At 56.8% G+C, this 20,168-nt stretch carries 19 protein-coding genes; 9 read left to right on the top strand and 10 right to left on the bottom strand.

The genetic code is table 11. The features are described from left to right. Positions 1–7 precede the first annotated feature (7 nt). The gene (locus FEM03_RS10845; RefSeq protein WP_138086274.1) at positions 8–2,428 is read left to right on the top strand and encodes a heavy metal translocating P-type ATPase; all 2,421 of its coding nucleotides are present in this window, start codon (positions 8–10) and stop codon (positions 2,426–2,428) included. Here FEM03_RS10845 and FEM03_RS10840 read toward each other — a convergent pair. After that, positions 2,420–4,156 carry a hypothetical protein gene (locus tag FEM03_RS10840; protein WP_138086273.1) on the bottom strand — a complete coding sequence of 579 codons (1,737 nt, stop codon included), beginning with the start codon at positions 4,154–4,156 and terminating at the stop codon, positions 2,420–2,422. The genes FEM03_RS10845 and FEM03_RS10840 overlap by 9 nt on opposite strands. 408 nt (positions 4,157–4,564) lie before the next feature. On the opposite strand from FEM03_RS10840, the gene FEM03_RS10835 reads away from it, so the two are divergent. Genes FEM03_RS10835 through FEM03_RS10825 form a run of 3 tightly spaced genes read left to right on the top strand, consistent with a single transcriptional unit; the run spans position 4,565 to position 7,323 of the window. Further along, positions 4,565–6,052, top strand: a complete 1,488-nt coding sequence (locus tag FEM03_RS10835; protein WP_138086272.1) for a SulP family inorganic anion transporter — start codon at positions 4,565–4,567, stop codon at positions 6,050–6,052. A 47-nt stretch (positions 6,053–6,099) separates the two neighbouring features. Next, positions 6,100–6,951 (top strand): universal stress protein, encoded by an 852-nt coding sequence (locus tag FEM03_RS10830; protein WP_138086271.1) that lies wholly within the window; start codon positions 6,100–6,102, stop codon positions 6,949–6,951. 18 nt (positions 6,952–6,969) lie between these two features. Then, positions 6,970–7,323: a VOC family protein gene (locus tag FEM03_RS10825; RefSeq protein ID WP_138086270.1), complete on the top strand. Its 354-nt coding sequence runs from the start codon at positions 6,970–6,972 to the stop codon at positions 7,321–7,323. Positions 7,324–7,437: 114 nt separating this feature from the next. On the opposite strand, the gene FEM03_RS10820 is transcribed toward FEM03_RS10825, so the two are convergent. From FEM03_RS10820 to FEM03_RS10785, 8 genes are all read right to left on the bottom strand, one after another. Further along, positions 7,438–7,827 (bottom strand): hypothetical protein, encoded by a 390-nt coding sequence (locus tag FEM03_RS10820; protein ID WP_166442781.1) that lies wholly within the window; start codon positions 7,825–7,827, stop codon positions 7,438–7,440. 58 nt (positions 7,828–7,885) lie between these two features. Then, entirely contained in the window at positions 7,886–8,113 is a 228-nt protein-coding gene (locus FEM03_RS10815) for a DUF433 domain-containing protein (protein WP_138086268.1), read from the bottom strand. 94 nt (positions 8,114–8,207) lie between these two features. After that, positions 8,208–8,594, bottom strand: coding sequence for a hypothetical protein (locus FEM03_RS10810; protein ID WP_138086267.1), 387 nt, complete (start codon positions 8,592–8,594; stop codon positions 8,208–8,210). Positions 8,595–8,680: 86 nt separating this feature from the next. Next, positions 8,681–9,151, bottom strand: coding sequence for a DUF4262 domain-containing protein (locus tag FEM03_RS10805; RefSeq protein WP_138086266.1), 471 nt, complete (start codon positions 9,149–9,151; stop codon positions 8,681–8,683). Positions 9,152–9,312: 161 nt separating this feature from the next. Further along, a complete protein-coding gene (locus FEM03_RS10800; protein WP_138086265.1) occupies positions 9,313–9,912 on the bottom strand; it encodes a hypothetical protein in 600 nt (199 codons plus the stop codon). 142 nt (positions 9,913–10,054) lie between these two features. Further along, entirely contained in the window at positions 10,055–10,498 is a 444-nt protein-coding gene (locus FEM03_RS10795) for a hypothetical protein (RefSeq protein WP_206170964.1), read from the bottom strand. A gap of 57 nt (positions 10,499–10,555) precedes the next feature. Continuing rightward, entirely contained in the window at positions 10,556–11,470 is a 915-nt protein-coding gene (locus tag FEM03_RS10790) for a hypothetical protein (RefSeq protein WP_138086263.1), read from the bottom strand. A gap of 649 nt (positions 11,471–12,119) precedes the next feature. After that, positions 12,120–13,391: an NAD(P)/FAD-dependent oxidoreductase gene (locus tag FEM03_RS10785; protein WP_138086262.1), complete on the bottom strand. Its 1,272-nt coding sequence runs from the start codon at positions 13,389–13,391 to the stop codon at positions 12,120–12,122. 239 nt (positions 13,392–13,630) lie between these two features. On the opposite strand from FEM03_RS10785, the gene FEM03_RS10780 reads away from it, so the two are divergent. From FEM03_RS10780 to FEM03_RS10765, 4 genes are all read left to right on the top strand, one after another. Then, positions 13,631–14,308 (top strand): hypothetical protein, encoded by a 678-nt coding sequence (locus tag FEM03_RS10780; RefSeq protein WP_138086261.1) that lies wholly within the window; start codon positions 13,631–13,633, stop codon positions 14,306–14,308. 147 nt (positions 14,309–14,455) lie between these two features. Beyond that, positions 14,456–15,877 (top strand): cysteine--tRNA ligase, encoded by a 1,422-nt coding sequence (gene cysS / locus FEM03_RS10775; protein ID WP_138086260.1) that lies wholly within the window; start codon positions 14,456–14,458, stop codon positions 15,875–15,877. A 42-nt stretch (positions 15,878–15,919) separates the two neighbouring features. Then, on the top strand, positions 15,920–16,894 hold the full coding sequence (gene hemB / locus FEM03_RS10770; protein ID WP_138086259.1) for a porphobilinogen synthase: 975 nt from the start codon (positions 15,920–15,922) through the stop codon (positions 16,892–16,894). A 103-nt stretch (positions 16,895–16,997) separates the two neighbouring features. Then, entirely contained in the window at positions 16,998–17,666 is a 669-nt protein-coding gene (locus tag FEM03_RS10765; RefSeq protein WP_138086258.1) for a hypothetical protein, read from the top strand. A 34-nt stretch (positions 17,667–17,700) separates the two neighbouring features. Here FEM03_RS10765 and FEM03_RS10760 read toward each other — a convergent pair whose 3' ends face one another. Beyond that, positions 17,701–18,549: a hypothetical protein gene (locus FEM03_RS10760; RefSeq protein ID WP_138086257.1), complete on the bottom strand. Its 849-nt coding sequence runs from the start codon at positions 18,547–18,549 to the stop codon at positions 17,701–17,703. Positions 18,550–18,654: 105 nt separating this feature from the next. On the opposite strand from FEM03_RS10760, the gene FEM03_RS10755 reads away from it, so the two are divergent. Next, entirely contained in the window at positions 18,655–20,031 is a 1,377-nt protein-coding gene (locus FEM03_RS10755; RefSeq protein ID WP_138086256.1) for a Gfo/Idh/MocA family protein, read from the top strand. Positions 20,032–20,168 lie beyond the last annotated feature (137 nt).

The raw sequence follows: 20,168 nt of genomic DNA, 5'->3' as shown, positions 1-20,168 counted from the left end.
TCTGACCATGCCCAACTGCCTTCATTGCGGCAACGCCATCCCCTCCAACACCGCAGCCGCCGACTACTGCTGCCTTGGATGCGCCTATGTCCATGACCTCCTCCATCAGCAGGGCCTCGACCAGTTCTACGACCTCCGCGGTCAACAACCCCTCCCGCCCGTCAACCCCCAAACCCTGCGCGAACGCGACTACTCCTGGCTCGACGAACTCATCCCGCCGACCGAGAACAAGGACGTCCACCTCACCCTCGCCGTCCAGGGCATCTCCTGCATTGGCTGTGTGTGGTTGATCAATCACCTCTTCACCACCCAACCCGGCGCCCAGCACCTCCACATCCAAACCTCGCGCAGCGAACTCCACCTCGACTTCAACCCCCGCCAGTTCGACCTCATCCAGTTCGCCAAAACTCTTCAACAATTCGGCTATCTCGTTGGTAAATCCGACCCCACCTCTGCTTCACAAGTCGAATCCAGCAGTTTCAACCAACGCCTCGGACTCTGCGCCGCTTTCGCCATGAACACCATGGCCTTCAGCCTTCCCTCCTACCTCGGCATGGACCGCGACTTCATGTTCGCGTCCTGGTTCGACATCATCACCGCCTGCTCCGCCACCCTCTCCCTGCTCGTCGGCGGCAGCTACTTCGCCACCCGCAGTTACCTCTCCCTGCGCCTCGGTCTCCTCCACATGGACACCCCCATCACCCTCGGCATCCTCGCCGCCTGGGCAGGCTCCATGTATGGCTGGCTCGCCAGCATTCCCACCCTCAAATACTTCGACTTCGTCTCCATCTTCATCTTCCTCATGCTGGGCGGACGCTGGCTCCAACAGGTTGCCCTCGAACGCAACCGCCGCCGCCTCCTCCAATCCAGCGCCATCCCCGAAAAAATCACCCGCATCGCCACCTCCGGCACCGCCGAATCCATTCCCCTCGCTGCCATCCAGCCACTCGATCAGTTGCGCATCAACCCCGGCGACATCTGCCCCGTCGACTCCCTGCTCATCTCTCCAGAGGGATCCCTCAGCCTCGAATGGATCAATGGGGAAAGCCAGGCCGCCACCCGCACCATTGGCCAAAACATCCCCTCAGGCGCCCTCAACATCGGCACCCAAAGTTTCGACGTCACCGCCAGCGAAACTTGGTCCCAATCCCTTCTGCAACGCCTTCTGCAAAGCCGCGAACCCGCAGAAAACGCCCCGCTCTTCAACGCCGCCCTCATGCGTGCCTACCTCATCATCGTCATCCTCATCGGAATCGGCGGAGCCTCTTGGTGGTGGATCAACGGACACGACATCGCACTTGCCCTCCAAGTCATGATCTCCGTCTTCGTCGTCTCCTGCCCCTGTGCCCTCGGCGTGGCCGCCCCCTATGCCGACGACCTCGCCGCCTCCTGGATGGAGCGTCTCGGCGTCTTCGTCCGCACCTCCAACCTCTGGCCCCGACTCGCCAGAATCAAAAAAATCATCTTCGACAAAACCGGCACCCTCACCCTCGAAAACCCCACCCTCACCAATCCCGAAGCCCTCCGCCAACTCACCGTCGAACAACGCCACGCCCTCCACCATCTCACCACCAGCAACCTCCACCCCGTCAGCCGCAGCCTCTTCGACCACATCGGCCCCATCCAAACCACCACCGTCAAAATCCCCATCACCATCACCGAAACCACCGGATTCGGACTCAGCTACATCGACGACGACCAACACCACTGGTCTCTCGGTCGACCCGGTTGGCGCAGCATCACTCCATCCCAACAACCCGGCGACACCGAGTTCACCTGCGATGGAAAAACCCTCGCTATCTTCACCTTCACCGACGCCCTCCGACCCGAAACCATCCAAGCCTGCAACACACTCCATCAACAGGGTCACGACCTCTATCTCTTCAGCGGCGACCGTGAACAAAAAGTCGCCCTAATCGCCAGCACCCTCCACATCCCTCCCACCCACTGGCACAGTCAGATGACCCCACAAGACAAAGCCCAACGCGTCCACAGCCTCAACCAACTCGACACCCTTTTCATCGGCGACGGAGCCAACGACAGCCTCGCCATCGAAGCCGCCCTCTGCGCCGGCAGCCCCGTCACCGGCAGAAACTTCCTCGAACACAAAGCCGACTTCTACTTCCTCGGCAACAGCCTGCGCTTCATCCCCACCCTGCTCAACGTCGCCCATCGTCGACGTCGTGCCGTGCGCAGCGTCTTTGCCTTCGCCCTTCTCTACAACCTCGCCGCCATCCTTCTTTCCCTCACCGGCATGATGAACCCCCTCCTCGCCGCCATCCTCATGCCTGCGAGCTCCGCCATCACCCTCGCCATCGCCCGCGCCATCTTCGGCAAACCGCCAGGCCAGACCACCGCGATGCCACCATCTGCCCGCCACATCCCGGCTCCCTCCATCGACGCACCCCGCCCGGCCCTCTCATTTTAACGAGCGGCCCAGCGTGCGATCCCCCGCCATCAATTTTCGCCATTCCTCATCATTCAGCGGAAACGGCTGGCGCACATACCGGTCATAATCCAGCTCCACCACATCATCGCGCTTGGCGTCGCTGTGCACGCGTCGGATCTCAAATTTCGCTTTCCAGAACCACAAAATCTTGGCGTCAATTGAAGTCACCAGCACCGCGTCGGGACTCTCCCTCAACGTCTTGCTGCTCTGTGCCGGCAGCCAGTCCCGATACTTGCGAAACTCGCGCGGATAAATCGACAAAACCCCCGTTCCACGTTCCCCATTCCAATCATCCCGATACGAAACGAAGGCACCGGGACTGCGGCCCCCACCTGCCAGGTAATACTCATCAAACAACCAACCCGTGTAGCCAAACGGACTAAACCCCACCTCATGCGGCTTCAACAATCCCTCATCCAAAGCCTTCTCATAGACCTGACAAAAAGCCGATACCCGATCCTGACTCAGCTTGTGTTTCGCCACACAACGCAAATTCCACCCCACCAACGCCAGCGCCACCAACACCCCCAATCCTCGAACCAATCCCGACTCCAACCATCCCGCCCCTTTCGCCTTCCACGCCACCGTTCCAAACAACGACGCGACCAATCCCCACAAAAACGTCTCTACATAATAATAATCAAATCCGCTCACATAAATGAGCTGCGGCAACCACGCTCCCAGTCCCGCCCACAAAGCTGGCCACCACGGCAACCGCGGAAACAAAATCAATCCCAATCCCGCGACCGTGCCCATCATTCCAAACACCGGCTTTGTCCAGCCATCCAGATAACAACTGTGTGACCAGGTCAATTGCTCAAACGACCAGATCGCCAGCCACGCACCCGCCGCCCCAACCAACACCGCAGGCACCCACATGACCCGCCGCACCACCTCGCCCCGACCCATCCCCAGCAAAAACGATGCGGTTCCATACCCCGCTAAAATTGCAAACACCCCCAAAAACGATTTCACCCCGCCTCCCGGCATCTGCCGCATCGCCTCATCGGCCACGCGCTGACCGTTTGTCTCATTCATCCCCAACTTCAGCAGCACAAACGCCGCAAGCCCCACTCCGATCGCCAGCACCGGACCCCACGAAAAACTCAGCTTCGGCCACTGCTTCCGCCCTGCCCAAACCTCCTCCACCAACAGCCAGCCAGGAATCGCCAGCCACACCAGCGCGCTCTGCCGCGTTGCAATCGACAACACAAAAGCCACCGAAAACAGCCACCAGTTCCTCTTCACCCCCGCCACCACACAAATCACCAATCCCGCCCAATACAGCGGCACCGAGGTGAACATCAGCAGCATGAAAAACACCGTCGGGCCCGTCAGCACCAAAAAAGACACCAACGCCGCCAGCCAGCGTGAAACCCCCGCCATCCTCACCAAGGCCGCAAGCCCTCCATAAAATACCGCCGCCGACAACGCCAGGGCCCCATGCACCCCCACCATCATGCTCCCGCCCGACACCGCATACAACAAACACGTGAGCAGCGATGTCGTCGCCGCAAAAGGCACCAAAAACTCATTCGTCCACGGCCGCCCCTTCTCCCACGTCTCCTGAACCGACCTCAAATACCCATAGTCATCATCAATCGTCACCACCCGATCCGGCAGACACAACCACACCACCACTCCAAACATCACCGAACCCACAATCTCCCATCCCCAAACCCTCAAAAAAGTATTCAATCGCGACATGGTTCAAAAATTCAAGCCACCTCACCAGCAATACAAACACCACCGCCTGGAGGCAAATCCGGGCGAACCTAGCAGGCACCGAAGTTCAGGCAACCCCGAAGCCATGAAAATCCAATCTCGCCTTGCGCCCTCCCATTAAGTCCCTACCATACCCGCCCCCGCCATTGAAGACCTCGATACCAGCCATCCCGGTGAAACTTAGTCCGCCTTAAATTTTTCAACGAGCCGCCCTCTGCCCGCCATTCAGGGCAAAGCATCACCGCGTCTCCGTTTCGAAGCCTCATCAAATCCGGCTTCCTCCTTCAAACACCGGTCTGCTGCGCTCACCTCTGGGAGTTCCATGCTCCCGCCTCAGCTTCCCCAACTCCTCAACATTCCTTCATCCTTCAGCAAAAATACCCACTCATCATGCAATCCTTCTGGCAAACTACCCAACAACAATGGTTCTCCAACATTCACAAAGATCTCCTCGCCGGCCTCGTTGTTGCCCTCGCCCTCATCCCTGAAGCCATCGCCTTCTCCATCATTGCCGGGGTCGACCCCAAGGTCGGCCTCTACGCCTCCTTCTGCATCGCCATCGTCACCGCCATCGTTGGGGGCCGGCCCGCGATGATCTCCGCCGCCACCGGGGCCATGGCCCTGCTCATGGTCAACCTCGTCAAAGACCACGGCCTCCAATACCTCCTCGCCGCCACCCTGCTCACCGGCGTGTTCCAAATCGTTGCCGGCATCTTCAAGCTTGGCGACCTCCTCAAGTTCGTCTCCCGATCCGTCACCATCGGCTTCGTCAACGCCCTTGCCATCCTCATCTTTCTCGCCCAGCTCCCCGAATTCAAAGGCACCGGCTGGCCCATGTATGCCATGGTCGCCGCCGGACTCGCCATCATCTACCTCCTCCCCCTCCTCACCAAAGCCGTCCCTTCCCCCCTGGTCTGCATCATCGTCCTCACCGCCTTTGCCCTCATCACCGGACTCGACCTCCGCACCGTCGGCGACATGGGCGAACTCCCCACCACCCTTCCCACCTTCTTCCTCCCCGATGTCCCCCTCAATCTTGAAACGCTCTGGATCATCCTTCCTTACTCCCTCCCCCTCGCCGTCGTCGGTCTGCTTGAGTCCCTCATGACCGCGTCCATCGTCGACGACCTCACTGACACCGACAGCCAGAAAAACCGCGAATGTTCCGGACAAGGCATCGCCAACATCGTCGCCGGTTTCTTCGGTGGCATGGCCGGTTGCGCCATGATCGGACAAACCGTCATCAACGTCCAATCCGGCGGTCGCGGACGCCTCTCCACCTTTGTTGCCGGACTCTTCCTCATGCTTCTCCTCGTCCTCGTCGGTGATTGGGTCGCGAAAATCCCCATGGCTGCTCTCGTCGCCGTCATGATCATGGTGTCCATCGGCACCTTCAACTGGGCCTCCCTCAAAAATCTCCGCACCCATCCCAAAAGCTCCAGCATGGTCATGATCGCCACCGTCCTGGTGGTCGTCTTCACCCACAACCTCGCCCTCGGCGTTTTCGTCGGCGTCCTCATGAGCGCCCTCACCTTCGCCCGCAAAGTTGCCCAAATTGTCGACGTCACCTCCACTCTCGACGAACCCACCCGCACCCGCACCTATCTCGTGCGCGGCCAGCTCTTCTTCGTCTCTGCCAGCAGCTTCGCCAAGTCCTTCGACTTCCGCGAAGTGCTCAACAAAGTGGTCATTGATGTCAGCCAAGCCCACATCTGGGACATCACCGCCATCACTGCCCTCGACAAAATCGTCCTCAAATTCCGCCGCGAAGGCACCGAAGTTGTCCTTCAAGGTCTCAACGACGCCAGCGCCACCCTCGTCGACCGCCTCGCCATCCACGACAAACCCGGCGCTCTCGACAAACTCCTTAGCCATTAACCTCCCAAAGTCTTTATCCCTTATCCTTTATCCTTTATCCTTTCCCCATGTCCATTCTCTCCTGCACCGACGGCTCCAACTACTCCCCCAGCGTCTACGATCACACTGCCTGGGTCGCCCAACGCACCCAGGCCAGCATCCATGTCCTCCACACCCTCGATCCCCACCGCGAAAGCGCCTCGCTCGCCGACCTCAGCGGCAGCCTCATGGTCGACGCCCAGCAAGCCCTTTTGGCCGAACTCGTCGCCCTCGACGAAGCCAAATCCCGTGTCGCCCGGCTCCGTGGCGACGCCATCCTCGCCGAAGCCGACCGCCATCTCCGCGCCACCGGACTCACCAACATCCACATCGAACAACGTCACGGCACCCTCGTCGACACCGTCGCTGAATACACCCCAACCTCCGAACTTCTCGTCATCGGCAAACGCGGCAAATCCGCCGACTTCGCCACCATGCACCTAGGCGGCAACCTTGAGCGCATCATTCGCAGCGCCCACCAACCCGTTCTCGTCACCTCCCGATCGTTCCGCCCCATCGACAAGTTCCTCCTCGCGTTCGATGGCGGCCCCAGCGCCGAAAAAGCCGTCACCTACGCCATCAACCAACCCCTCCTCCAAGGCCTCACCTGCCACCTCTACATGGCTGGCATCAGCAACGCCCAAACCCCACCCGCCTTCGAAAACGCCGCCCAAAAACTGAGCAACGCCGGATACCAGGTCATCCCGCACCTCAATCCCGGCGAACCCGAAGAAGGCATCACCGCCACCCTCAAATCGGCCGAGATTCCCCTCCTCGTCATGGGAGCTTATGGCCACACCCGCATCCGCCACCTTCTTCTCGGCAGCACCACCACAACCATGGTCCGCACCTGCCTCGTTTCCGTATTGATGTTCCGCTAGCCGCAAACCCATTTTTCTATGAACAACCACGAAAAAATCAACTACGTCGAGCTCCCCTCCCGCGACCTCGAACAAACCAAAAAGTTTTTCATCGAAGCCTTCGGCTGGAGCTTCGAAGACTACGGCCCCGCCTATTGCGCCTTCTCCGACCAGGGCCTCGACGGCGGTTTCTTTCAATCGGACCAAGCCTCCACCACCACCACCGGTGCCGCCCTCATCGTCTTCTACAGCGAGCGACTCGAAGAAACCCAAGCCAAAGTCGAAGCCGCAGGTGGCACCATCATCAAACCCATCTTCTCCTTCCCAGGCGGCCGCCGCTTCCACTTCACCGAACCCAGCCAAAACGAATTCGCCGTTTGGTCAGACAAGTGAGAAACTCAATATTCATATCCCCAACCTGGTTGACATTCAGCCGCCGCCGGACAAGACGGTAATGATCTGGAAAAGTTCGTTTTCACAGAGCCGCAAGCTCCCAGCCTTTCCATCTCACCTATCGCCTTCTTGATGTCGAAGGAAATAGGATGTCCCAATACAATAACCAAAAATTTCTTTAACTTCGTCTTCCGACGCTTCAGTCACCTTGGACCAGAAGTGCAACGCCCATGCCAGCGCCATGGCCATAAAAAATGCCGTGGTTGGCCAATCCAACTCTTTCCGATTCAGTAAATGAGATTGCCAAAAAAACAATCCGAACATGGACAAAATCAGAATCCAAACGGAAATCCGGTGCGCCAATGGGCGTTTGGAAATTGAATTGAGCTTTTGATAAGGACTGCAAGCCCAAATCCATGCCCCCCAAATCACAAAGCGTAAAAATCCATACGGTTCCAGATAGGTCACTAACAACCAAGCCTCCATTAGCAGAAGGACAAACAAGATTCGTATGGACGCGTATCGCTTCACTTGAGAGGGAAATCCTAGCCGAACAAAAGTTTCATTCCACCGAGTCGCATTCAAGAACCTGATACTCGGTGACTTGCCCCGCAAACTCCAATGCAGCGAAAATATCGTCCTTCGAAATCGAGGGGTAGTCCTCCAAAATAGTCTCGATGGAATCTCCACCGCTCAACGCACCGAGAATGGTAGACACCAAAACTCGAGTATTCCTGACCACCGGCTTGCCGTGGCAAATCGCAGGATCAATCTGAAGGCGTGAATCCATGGTATTACCTTGCCCCAAAGAAGCCTCATTCTCAAGCAGCGATTTTTACCGCAATGGATAATTCAGGTGGGAACTTCATTCACACATCGCTCGGCTAGGCGCGAGCCGGGGCAGGAGGGGACATCCGTCTCGGCCTCGCCACCACCTGAAGACCGTATTCATAAACCACCAATCTAGGATCTCGTGTGGTGATAACCTCGATAAAGATGTCATGCTCCTCCAAAAAAGCTTTGAGAGCCCAGACACGTCCGATCATTTTGCTTCCCTCTTTAAGCCAACTGATCGCCCGACGATGCCCTGGATCTTTCAAACAATCGGGAATCTCGAGATGCTGGTTGAAGTAAGAAAGGTATTCGCGCAACCATGTCTCGTCGGCGACAGAAATCCTGTTGCTGTCCCGAAACTCATGGGCGGCAACAAAAATGCCAGTCGATCTCCCGGACTGAACATCGGAAATCGAGGTTTGGAAACGAAGATACATCGGCAAATCTCTGCGGCTACGTTCGACTCCGGTCGATTACAACTTCCCTTCCATCAGGAAATATGCTTCAAGTCCTCCATCCCATTTCAACTTTTAAAGGCGGGCACTCCCAGAACAGGCTGCGAAGCCACGAATTCCGGATCAGCCTCTAAATCCCATGGATAACGATTGTCCAGACCCGATGGCCATACGATCTGAAAAAGGGAGAAGTCCTGTTCGCCGTTAAATCGAATGGCTGAGAGGACGTAATTCGAAAATGCTGATTTTGGCACCTCAACAAAGAATACATTGCAGTCCTCCAAGAGCTTGTCATTAGGCTTCGACAAGTTGAACGGTTCCCCCTCCTTCACCTTGCGTGCAATGTCAGACAACACACCCTGAGCAATCTTTGGCGGCAGCCCGAACACCAACATTTCGGGATGATGATACGACTTGTGCAGGCCGACAGTATAAGAGAACGAATGGGCCTCCCCCACCACCGAAACCGTCGTGAATCCGTGCAGGGCGATGTTTCGCTCTTGCCTTTCGAAAAACGCTTGTTTGGACTCCGGGCTCATCGGTGATTTTGGTGCGATCTGCAGTGCAATCGATTTTGCCTCCTCATGCTTTTATAATCAAGTGTTCAGAGTCTCCATATCCAACTTTCCACCCGGCAAAGCAGCCTAGAATTCCACAACTGCGGCAGTGCTGGTCCACCACGCTCCTGATGTGTCGATGCTCATGGACTGGCAGAATCGTTAAGTGCGTCCAACATGCATCCTATCTTCGCAACATAGCCGTCGTCCACTCCATAACTGCTGAACTTCTTGATCGCCCAATGAAAAGGTGGAATCACCTGGCCGGTGACGGGATCATATAAGCTGCTCTCCCAATAGGGCCAATCCGGCACCCATAGTAATCGTGGTTCCTTCAGCTTCATGACGTGGCCCAGAACCGCCCCAAACTGACAAACACTTACGACGTATGAGTTCGCAAAATCCTCCGGGTCCGCCTCTTCAATCAGTGCTGCAATGCGACCAGCGTTGAAATGATTGTCGAAAGCATCAATCCATCTCTCATCGATGTCGCCGGACACCGGGAGGAAGGAGGGCCAATCAGCCTTGCAAGTCTGAAACATCGTCGAAATCCTCGCCATGACTTTCTTCTGAGAAGCGTCGGAGAGAGGGCTGAGATCGAGTGCGGCATATCCCGGACGAAAAGCGACCATCATGTCGGGCCTCGTGTGGGTGAATCCCTTGCGCTGACGATCATCGTCGTCATACCAGCGATCAAAAAACATCGAGAACACTTCGTCGCAGTCAGGGAGAGTCGCGGGCATGGAGAGTCGCGGGCATGGAGAGTCGCGGGCATGGAATTCGGGTAGGTCTTTGCAGTGTGACACGATGGAAGTAAGACGTCCAGATTGAAGAACGAAAGGCGTCGTCCGCGATGGTGATCACTGAATTGAAGCAGGTTGCAGCTTAAGTGCTCGCGAGCTTTTTGGCCAGAATGGTGAGCACATTGTAGCCAGCCGACGGAATGCTGTCGTCCTTGGATATCTCACTGGACCGATCCCACCACGGCTCGACTTTACCAATCACCTCCCCACCACTCATTTGAATGGTCTTGATATGAGTAAACCGCTCCACCACGATCCGCCTGCCCTGGATACTATCTTCATCAGGCACTGTCCGCCCTGTCCAGTCAACAAGGCCGGCGAGGAATGATCGCGAGTCCAATTTGCCGTCCCCATTCTTGACAAGTGCCAGAACCACGCCACATGCACACCGACGATCATCAATCGGAATCATCCAAAAATGGCCTACCTGAAGATACTTCGTCGACTTGGGCGAAAACGACGTCATTTTGGGAATGAATGTTTGTTTAGAGCGCTGCATTGGTCCAACCCCTAATTCCAAGTGCATTTCCAATCCGTCGGTGAATTTCTGAATTGCCCGGCTCCATAGCTTTCGAAGAGGATTTTATCGCGGCAGCGCTTTCAATTGCAGAAGTTCTTTGGTCAACGATTCGAGCTGATCTTTGTTGTCAATACTGATGGATATCCAATCGTCGCCTGGAGTCACTGGAACTACCCCGACTCCACGCGTGGTCATGTCTGCTGGGTCAATGCGACCAGATCCTGCCCGAAAGAACTTCCCATCGAGTAAAAGGACCGGACTATGACCGGGAGGCAATTGAGGTTTGAACCGCCCCGAGGCGTAAATGATCACGACGTGAAATCGTCCTTGGTCCTCAAATTTATCCAGAGCTAATTCCTTGAGCTCAAACTGGAGTTCTTCGCCCAAGTAGTAGTAATTAGTGACAGTAAGAAATGGTGTGAGAGCCACCAGACGTCTGTCGGCCCGTTCCGCTGCGTCGATATCTTGGCCTGCGAAAATTGCAAACGGTTTAGACTTTGCAACAACCGTCGCATTCGCTACTTGCGGAGGTTCAAGATGGCGGGCGAGTGAGGGCAAATCGGAGGGTTGGAACGGGCCAGCAATCTTCCTGCCGTCTTCAGCCAAAAGCGTGATGGTTGGCGTTAAAAATCGGATGTCGTATTTGGCGTGTAGCGGGTCGAAACGGGCGGCCATTTGCTTCTGATAATCCGGGTTATTTCGGCCCGATTTAGACATCGGCTCCAGAACGAACTGTTCGCAAACAAGCCAATCCTTAATCGCATGCCTTACTGCGACGTTTGGTTCCGCAAAGTGACGAAAGAAATACTCTCGAGGACTGCTTGTTCGAAGGTGATGAGCGGTCCCGGTATAGAGGATGATCTTCTTTTTCGTTTGGGCGGCCTCCCGTAGCGCCGCGGGCAGTTCATCAAAATACTGGGGGACTTGACCCGGATCCAGCTGAGCAATGCCGGAGGAGGACAGTGTTAGGGTGATCAAAACTAGGCAGTGAAATATCGGCCTCATCGGTTTACTTGGGTGATGCCGTCATATTCATGTGCGGTTTCGACGGCTTGACCACTGTAGCTCGATGAAATAATAGACAGTTGTTGAGCCGAATACAAGGTGATACGACATTCTGCAAAATAATATCCCCTTATATCCTTCAATGTTGAAGGTATTTCACGGTGTAAATGGATTTAGTCTGCAAAATAACACGGATTTTGGTGCTATTCTTTCAAATGGAGCTTTACGCGAGCATTCACATGTTATTTCACTCGTCAAAAAAGGTATCCGCTGATATTGCCCTCGTATTATCATCGCAAATGAATTGGCAAACCACACGGATTCATTTCGAGATGTGAGTTGGCTCCCCTCTGAAAATGAAGATGATCTGATGCGAGAGGCAATATCACAGACGCTGCACGTGTCTTCCCAAACACTACATGCGCCCTTCCGGATGCTGCTTGCCGATGTCTATCTCTCGCATAAGAGAATTTCACCTTCCCACGAATTGATTGGTTTACTGAAGAGCAGGCAGGACTCTCAACGTGGGGTTGAAAATAACGAGGACAAGAATGTCCCCCTCCTTCGAGTGCTAACTACGCGTCACTAAGAATCCGAGGGGGCGAACCGCTTCAGGCCTGCCTCACCCGCCCCGTTTCCCGGTAATCAATCGCGCTCCCTGTTGCCTCGTGAAATAAGCCCAGACCCAGATCAGAAAAACGGAAATGCGGTTCTTAAAGCTCATCAGAAACACCAGGTGAACGAACACCCAGGCCAGCCAAGCCAGCAATCCGCCAAATTTCATCACGTGAACATCCGCGACGGCGCGATGTCGCCCGATGGTTGCCATGCTGCCGCGATCCCAATAGCTGAACTCACTCGCCGGATCTCCATTGATCCGTGCAAGAATGTTCTCCGCCACTTTCTTGCCCTGCTGCATCGCCACGGGCGAAACTCCGGGATAAGGTGCACCGCCAGGACCGACACAATGCGCGGTGTCGCCGATCACATAAATCTCCGGATGATCCTTCAAATGCAATTCCGGCGTCACGTGAATGCGCCCCGCCCGATCAAATTCTCCCGGCAACTGCTTCACCAATGGCGATGCCGAGTTGCCTGCTGCCCAAATCACGGTTCGTGTATGAATGAAATCGCTCGCGGTCGTGACGCCATCGGCATTCAATCCCTGCACCGCCACCCCGAGTCGCACCTGGATGTTCAAACTCTCCAATTGATCTTTGGCTTTCTCCGACAGTTTCGGATCAAAAAACGGCAGCACTCGATCCGCTGCATCCAGCAAAATCACCTTGGTCTGATTGGGATCTAGCGTGCGAAAATCGCTCGCCATGGTTTCCCTTGCAATCTCTGAAATGGCCCCCGCCATCTCCACGCCGGTTGGTCCCGCGCCCACTACCACAAAGGTCATCAAACGTTCGCGTTCGAGAGCATCCGTCGTCACTTCCGCCTTTTCAAAAGCCTCCAGCAATCGACGCCGGATGTCCAGCGCATCGTCCAGCGTCTTCAACCCCGGTGCGAACTCCTCCCACTCAGGATGACCAAAATAAGAATGCCGCGCCCCGGTCGCCACCACCAAATGATCATAGCCAATGCTGCGTTCGCCTGCCAGCACCTGCCTGTTTGCCACATCAATACCAGTCACGGTCGCCATCAACACTTCGGCATTCTTCTGCTTGCTAAGAATGGAACGAATGGGCTGCGCAATGTTCGCCGGTGACAAGCCAGCCGAAGCGACCTGATACAGCAACGGCTGAAACAAGTGATGATTTTCACGGTCAATCACCGTCACCTTCACCGCTTTGCCCGCGAGCGCCTTGACGACCGTCAGCCCTGCAAATCCTGCACCGACGACCACCACATGCGGCAGGGCGTCATCGGACTTCTTGGTAATGCTCATGTTGTTAAAAACTACGCAGGCATTGTGCCGCCGGATGGCGAAACTGCAAACGTTCATCACCCTCTCGACTGAATCCATCCACCTCGCCGATTCATCTCGCCTGCAACAAATCCGTTCAACCGCTGTCAGACTCCATCAGTCATGTCGATCCTCCCCCCATCACGACAACGATGGGAGATGGCACAGCCAATGCTTATTCCTTCAACTGAACATCCAACCAACGCTTCCCACCTATGACGATGCGGTTTCCAAAGACAGGTTCATGGTATCGGTTCACAGCCGCCGACTGGCAGTTCATCCTCGACGCGCTCGCGCTCACGGAACGAAGTCGCGAAGGCCTCGCCGCCCTCTGCGATGATCCGGAAGAAGTCCGCCACGTGCTCGATCATCCCAAGCTTTTTGAAGCCGTTTGTGTGAACCGCCACGCCGCTGTCCTTTCCCCTGCTCTTTTCTTCTTCGTCGCCGCCCGACACACCCTCAAACGCATCGGCGTTGAAGACATCGAAGTGGCCGACTACATCGCCGTGGTATGTGCCGACTTCGGCCTGCCCGCCAAGGTTCACGAAACCCCTCCGAGCGAAAGTGCCGGCATGTTTTACAGTCTCGATTACCTCCAGGCTCTCGACAAAGCCAGCGGCTCCGAGCGGTTTTTCATTCACGTGCATTGCGCCAATCAGTTCCTCGTATTGACCTGTCTCTTCCCCACGTTCATCAGCCACCGCGCCGAACGCCGGGGAGCTCCTGACGTCAATTTTTACGAGCAGGTCGTCGTCAATCATCTCGAAGCCGCCGGTCGTCACATCCTCGCCGAGGAGTTCGCCCTCAACAACGTCCTGACCAAACTCTCCGCCGCCTTCCCGCCCGTCAGGCGCGCAATGAACCATACCCTCCGCGAATACCTCCACCTCGGAAGTTAGTTTTGGTGTGCGGGGCTCAGCACCGCTTTTCCAGGACGACCTGCCACTCAAAAAGCCGCATCGCGGACCTGTTCATCGAGCACTCCGCACGAGCACCATCTCTGTCTCGTTGCAAAATGTGCGGGAGCCCTCATGTTGCCCACCTCCATGACCGTGCTTCATCTTCACGACACCCTCACCGGCAAAAATCTTCCCGTCACCCCCGCTGATGGCAGCACGCTGCGATTCTACTGCTGCGGTCCCACGGTCTACGGCCCCGCCCACATCGGGAACTTCCGCACCTTCATCAATCAGGACGTCATGCGCCGGGTCCTTGAGCTGAGCGGCACACCCACCACGCATGTGCGCAACATCACCGACGTCGACGACAAAACCATTCGCGACTCCCAGGCCGCCGGCAAAACGCTCACCGATTTCACCGATTACTGGACCACCCAGTTCCATGCCGACTGCAACGCCCTCAACCTGCTCGCCCCCCACGTCGAGCCCCGTGCCACCCAGCACATCCCCCATCAGATCGCCATGATTCAGACCCTCATGGATCGTGATCATGCCTATCAATCTCCCGACGGCTCCATCTACTTCCGCGTTAGTTCCTTCCCCAATTACGGCAAACTCTCCCATCTCGACGAACGCGAACTCCGACCCGGCACCGCCCCGAGCGCCAACGACAGTGACGAATACAGCAAAGACTCCGTTGCCGACTTCGCCCTCTGGAAAGCTTGGAAAGCCGAAGACGGCGACAACAAGTGGGAAAGCCCCTGGGGTCCTGGCCGACCCGGCTGGCACCTCGAATGCTCCGCCATGGCGCTTGAATATCTTGGCGAAACCTTCGATCTCCACGGTGGCGGCGTTGACCTCATCTTCCCCCATCACGAAAACGAAATCGCCCAAAGCTGCTGCTCGACCAACGGCCAATTCGCGCGCCACTGGATGCACGCCGCACACCTCATGGTCGACGGCGGCAAAATGAGCAAGAGCCTAGGCAATCTCTACACCCTCGCCGATCTCGGCCACCGCGGCTTCAGCCCCGCCGTGGTGCGCTACACTCTGCTCAGCGGTCACTACCGCCAGCCTCTCAACTTCACGCTCCACAGCCTCGATTCCTCCCATGAGGCATTGCAGAAACTCGCGCGCTTTGAACAGAGCCTGCGTGAAGTCACCAGCCTCGCGAAACCTACCCATTTCCAGCTGATCGCCCATCAAAACCCCGGCCCCTTTGCCTCCGCCTGGAGTGCCCTTCTTGCCGATCTCAATGTTCCCGGCGCCATCGGTCAGATCTTCGGCACCCTCAACAAAACCAAAATCGCCTCACTTACCCCCGAAGAACAACACGACCCCTTCCTCGGCTTCCACTTCATCCTCGACGCCATCGGCATCGAACTTCCCGCCCTGGCCACCATCACCGAATCCGACATCCCCGCCGAAATCCAATCCCTCGCCGAGCAACGCTGGAACGCCAAACAATCCAAAGATTGGGCCACCTCCGACACGCTCCGCAAAGAACTCGAATCCAAAGGCTGGCTCATCAAAGACAGCAAAGAAGGCTACACGATCACGAAAGCGTGACCTCTGAACTTCCGACTTCCGACTTCCCACCTCCGACTTTCCATGATCCGCCCTCGCCGCAATCGCCGCACCGAATCCATTCGTGGTCTCGTTCGCGAAACCGAGCTCACCGCCTCGCACCTCATCCTTCCCCTCTTCCTCCATGAAGGCGACGACGACCAACCGATCGCTTCCATGCCTGGCTGCACGCGCTGGAGTCTTGCCGGACTCGTCAAGGAAGCCGGCGAAGCCCATGCTCTTGGCATCCCCGCCATCGTCCTTTTTCCTGCCATTGCCGAATCGCTCAAAACCCGCGCGTGCGAAGAAGCCTGGAATCCCGATGGCCTCATTCCCCGCGCCATAGCAGCCCTCAAAGCCGCCCATCCGAGACTCACCGTCATCACCGACGTTGCGCTCGACCCTTACAACGCCGACGGTCACGACGGCCTGGTTGACGACAACGGCATCATTCTCAACGACCCCACCGTCATCGCCCTCTGTCAGCAGGCCCTCTGCCACGCCCGTGCCGGAGCCGACATCATCTCCCCCAGCGACATGATGGACGGACGCGTTGCCGCCCTTCGTGCCGCGCTCGACAGCGAAAACTTCACGGACATTTCCATCATGTCCTACACCGCCAAATACGCCAGCGCCTGCTATGGCCCGTTCCGCGGAGCCCTCGATTCCGCCCCCAAATTCGGCGACAAAAAAACCTACCAAATGGACCCCGCCAACGGCCGCGAAGCCGAACGCGAAGCCCGACTCGACGAAGCTGAAGGCGCTGACATCCTCATGGTCAAACCCGCCCTGCCCTATCTCGACATCCTCTATCGAATTCGCCAGATCACCCCGCTCCCACTCGCCGCTTATCATGTCAGCGGCGAATACCTCATGGTCAAAGCCGCCGCCGCCAGCGGATGGATCGACGAGAAAAAACTCGCCATGGAGCAACTCACCAGCATCCGCCGCGCCGGAGCCGACATGATCCTCACCTACTTCGCCAAGGACGTCGCCCGCTGGCTGCAATCCAGTCCTTAAAGCGGCCCAAAGATCGCTTTCCCGACAAAACGATCCGTTAAAGCAGCAAACCACCCTCCCCCTTCTTCCATGGCATGGATCTGGTTACTACGGCCAGTCGGTCATGAAATTCCTCCCTTATCTACTGTTTAGTCTCCTCCTCACCCCCGCACACGCGGCCATCACCCTATACAGCAGCAACTTCAGCGCCAGCGCCAGCACTGGAGTAAACAGCATTCAAGGCTGGACCAACACCACGGCTCCAGCTGTCCGGTCCACCACCGGTTTCGACAACTTTTCTGCCGACAGCGGCCTGACCTTCGGTGGCGACGGTGTCAAAGGCGACGGTTCCCTTTACCTCAACGCCACCACCGCTGGCAGCTTTCTCTGGACCCTCGACCTCACCGGCACCATGGATTTCGGCGAAGCCTTCCTACTCAGCGGCTCCGCCTTCAACGCCAATGCCAGTCAAAATTCGAACTACACCATCTCACTCTTCAACGTTACCGACAACGTCGCGCTCGTCACCAGCGGCGATCTCGGCCGGACCAGAATTGGAGCCGTCAACGATAACACCAATGCATTCACCGATTTCAGCCTGCTCTACACCGCCAAGGCAAGTGACATTGGCGACGTTCTTCAGATTCGAGTCAACAGCACATGGAACGACCCCTCCCGCGATGCCTATTTTGACTACATCACCCTGGCCGCCGCCGTTCCAGAACCTGGACTCGGCGCGCTAATCCTTCTCGGTTTTAGCACCCTCCTCTTCACCCGCAAAAGAGTGAAGTGAAGTGAAGTGAGATCATAATGGACAAGCGCCGCCATCAAGGCTTCACCCCATCCGTCTGCGGCGGTGCATCCGGCACAAAGTCCAACAGCTTTTGATGCGTTGTCAAGGCCTTGCGAGCCTCATCAAAAAACGAATCCAAGTTTTCCGGCGCTTTCTTTTCATCGATCAATTGCTGAATCGACCCCAGGGATTTTTGCAAATCCAAGCTTACTGACTTCATCTGCTTCTGCGCACTGCCATAGGCGTCATCAAAACGACGGCTCGCCTCTTGGAATCCACGACGCTCGCCTTCCGTCCGGTAAAACTCCCGCTCCTGCTCACGGAAATTGCGGCTGAACATCCGTTTCCAAAACGCATTGCGCATGTTCGGTGTCTCCACATTCGCATCCGCCCGCTTCGACAGATAAGCCTCCAGCTCACCAAACTCCTGGAACGGCTTTTCATACTGCTTCTGCAAATAAGACAAACCCGTCGCAATCGTCGCCAGCTTCTGAGCTTCCGCAGCGGACACCGACTGCCCCGATTTCACTTTTTTCTCCAGCAAATCGATATACTCAACCGTCTTCTTGTTCCCATCCAGGATATCCCCAAATTCCTTGAACGACTCCGCCATGCGTTTGCGTTCGCCATCACGCAAAACATCCAACTCCTGCTGATGCTTTTCCATGATCGCCGTCACATCCTTTTGATGCTGTTGCTCCATCGCGGAAATTGACTGCTTCATCTGCAACTCCTTCGCCGCCACCGCATCCAGGCTCGCCTTTTCTGCCTGCTCCACCTGAGCCTCCACCTCTTTCAAATCGTTCTTCGTATTCCAAACCCAGGCCCCCATTCCCCCCAAGGTGACCACCAACAACATCATCAACGCCTTCGCTTGCTTCATAATACAAAACCCCTCTCTGAATTCCACCACACAAGCAAGGCAAAAATTGGGGCAAGCGAAGGAAAACACTTCCAAATCCACCCCGATTTCCCTAGCATCCGCACCATGAAGCGCATTTCCCGTCCCACACGACGTCATTTTCTCCAATCTGGCGTAGCCGCACTCGGCTTTCCGGCCATCGTTCCCTCCAGCGTTTTCGGGCAAAACGCCCCCAGCAACCGCATCACCATGGGCATCGTCGGCTGGGGCATGATGGGACCCGGCAACGCCCGCAATTTCCTCGGTCAACCCGACTGCCAGATCGTCGCCGCATGCGATGTCGACAAACGCAATCTCAACGCCGCCGTCAACACCATCAACGAAAGCTACAAAAATACCGACTGCAAAGCCTACGCCGACTACCGCGAACTGATGGCGCGCAAGGACATCGACACCGTGATGCTTGCGCTGCCCGACAACTGGCATGCCCTCACCGCCATCGAAGCCGCCAAGAACGGCAAGGACATCTACGGCGAAAAACCGCTCGCCCGCACCATCGCCGAACAACAGGCCATCGTCAGTGCCGTCCAGCGCTTCGGCCGCATCTTCCAAACCGGCTCCCAACAACGATCCGACAACCGCTTCCGCATCGCTGCCGAAATCGTCGCCAACGGCCTTATCGGCAAACTCAAGGAAGTCCATGTCGGACTCCCCTCCGGTCACAACGACTTCGCCAAAACGGGCGACAAAACCGCCGTCACCCCACCGCCTGCCGAACTCGATTACGACATGTGGATCGGACCCGCCAAAATGCAGGACTACATCGAAGCCCGCGTCCATAAAAACTGGCGATGGGACTACAACATCGGCGCCGGACAGCTCATCGACTGGATCGGACATCATTGCGACATCGCCCACTGGGGCATGGGAGCTGACCAAACCGGCCCCATCGAAGTCACTCCCATCGAAGCCCAGTTCCCCCCTGCCGACGCCGTCTGGAACACCGCCACCAAATACCGCAGCGAATGCAAATACGCCGACGGCACGGTCATGACCATCGCCGGAGGTTCTCCCGACATCAAAATGGGCACCAAATGGATCGGAGCCGACGGTTGGGTCTGGGTTGACCGCGGAGGTTTTGATGCCTCCCGCGACGACATCCGCAAAGCCGTCAAACGCCGCGTCAAAGACAAGGACGGCAAGGAAACCATCGTCGACGGCTTCGAAGCCCCCAAACTTGGCGACGACGTCATCAAGACCCGTCTTTACGAAACTCCCGGCCATCACCGCAACTTCCTCGACAGCGTGAAGTCCCGCAAACCCACCGTCTGTCCCGCCGAAACCGGCCACCGCAGCGCCGTTCCCGGCCACCTGTCATTGATCGCCCTTCAACTCAACCGCCCCATCAAATGGGACCCCGAGAAAGAACAAATCCTCAATGATCCCGAAGCCACCGCCAAACTCGGTCGCGAATATCGCGGTCCGTGGAAGCTCGAAGCGTAACCCGTATTTGGGTAGCACACGCATCCTGCGTGTCGTTCTCGGCATCCTGCCGAGAGCCCGGATCCGAGGCGCCCCAAGCCATCTACGAATACAACCATCCACAAAGATTGAGACCGATTGAGTGTGCGCAGGTTGCG

The sequence above is a fragment of the Phragmitibacter flavus genome, assembly GCF_005780165.1.
Lineage (GTDB): Bacteria > Verrucomicrobiota > Verrucomicrobiia > Verrucomicrobiales > Verrucomicrobiaceae > Phragmitibacter > Phragmitibacter flavus.
This window is presented reverse-complemented; position numbering and strand designations above follow the sequence as displayed.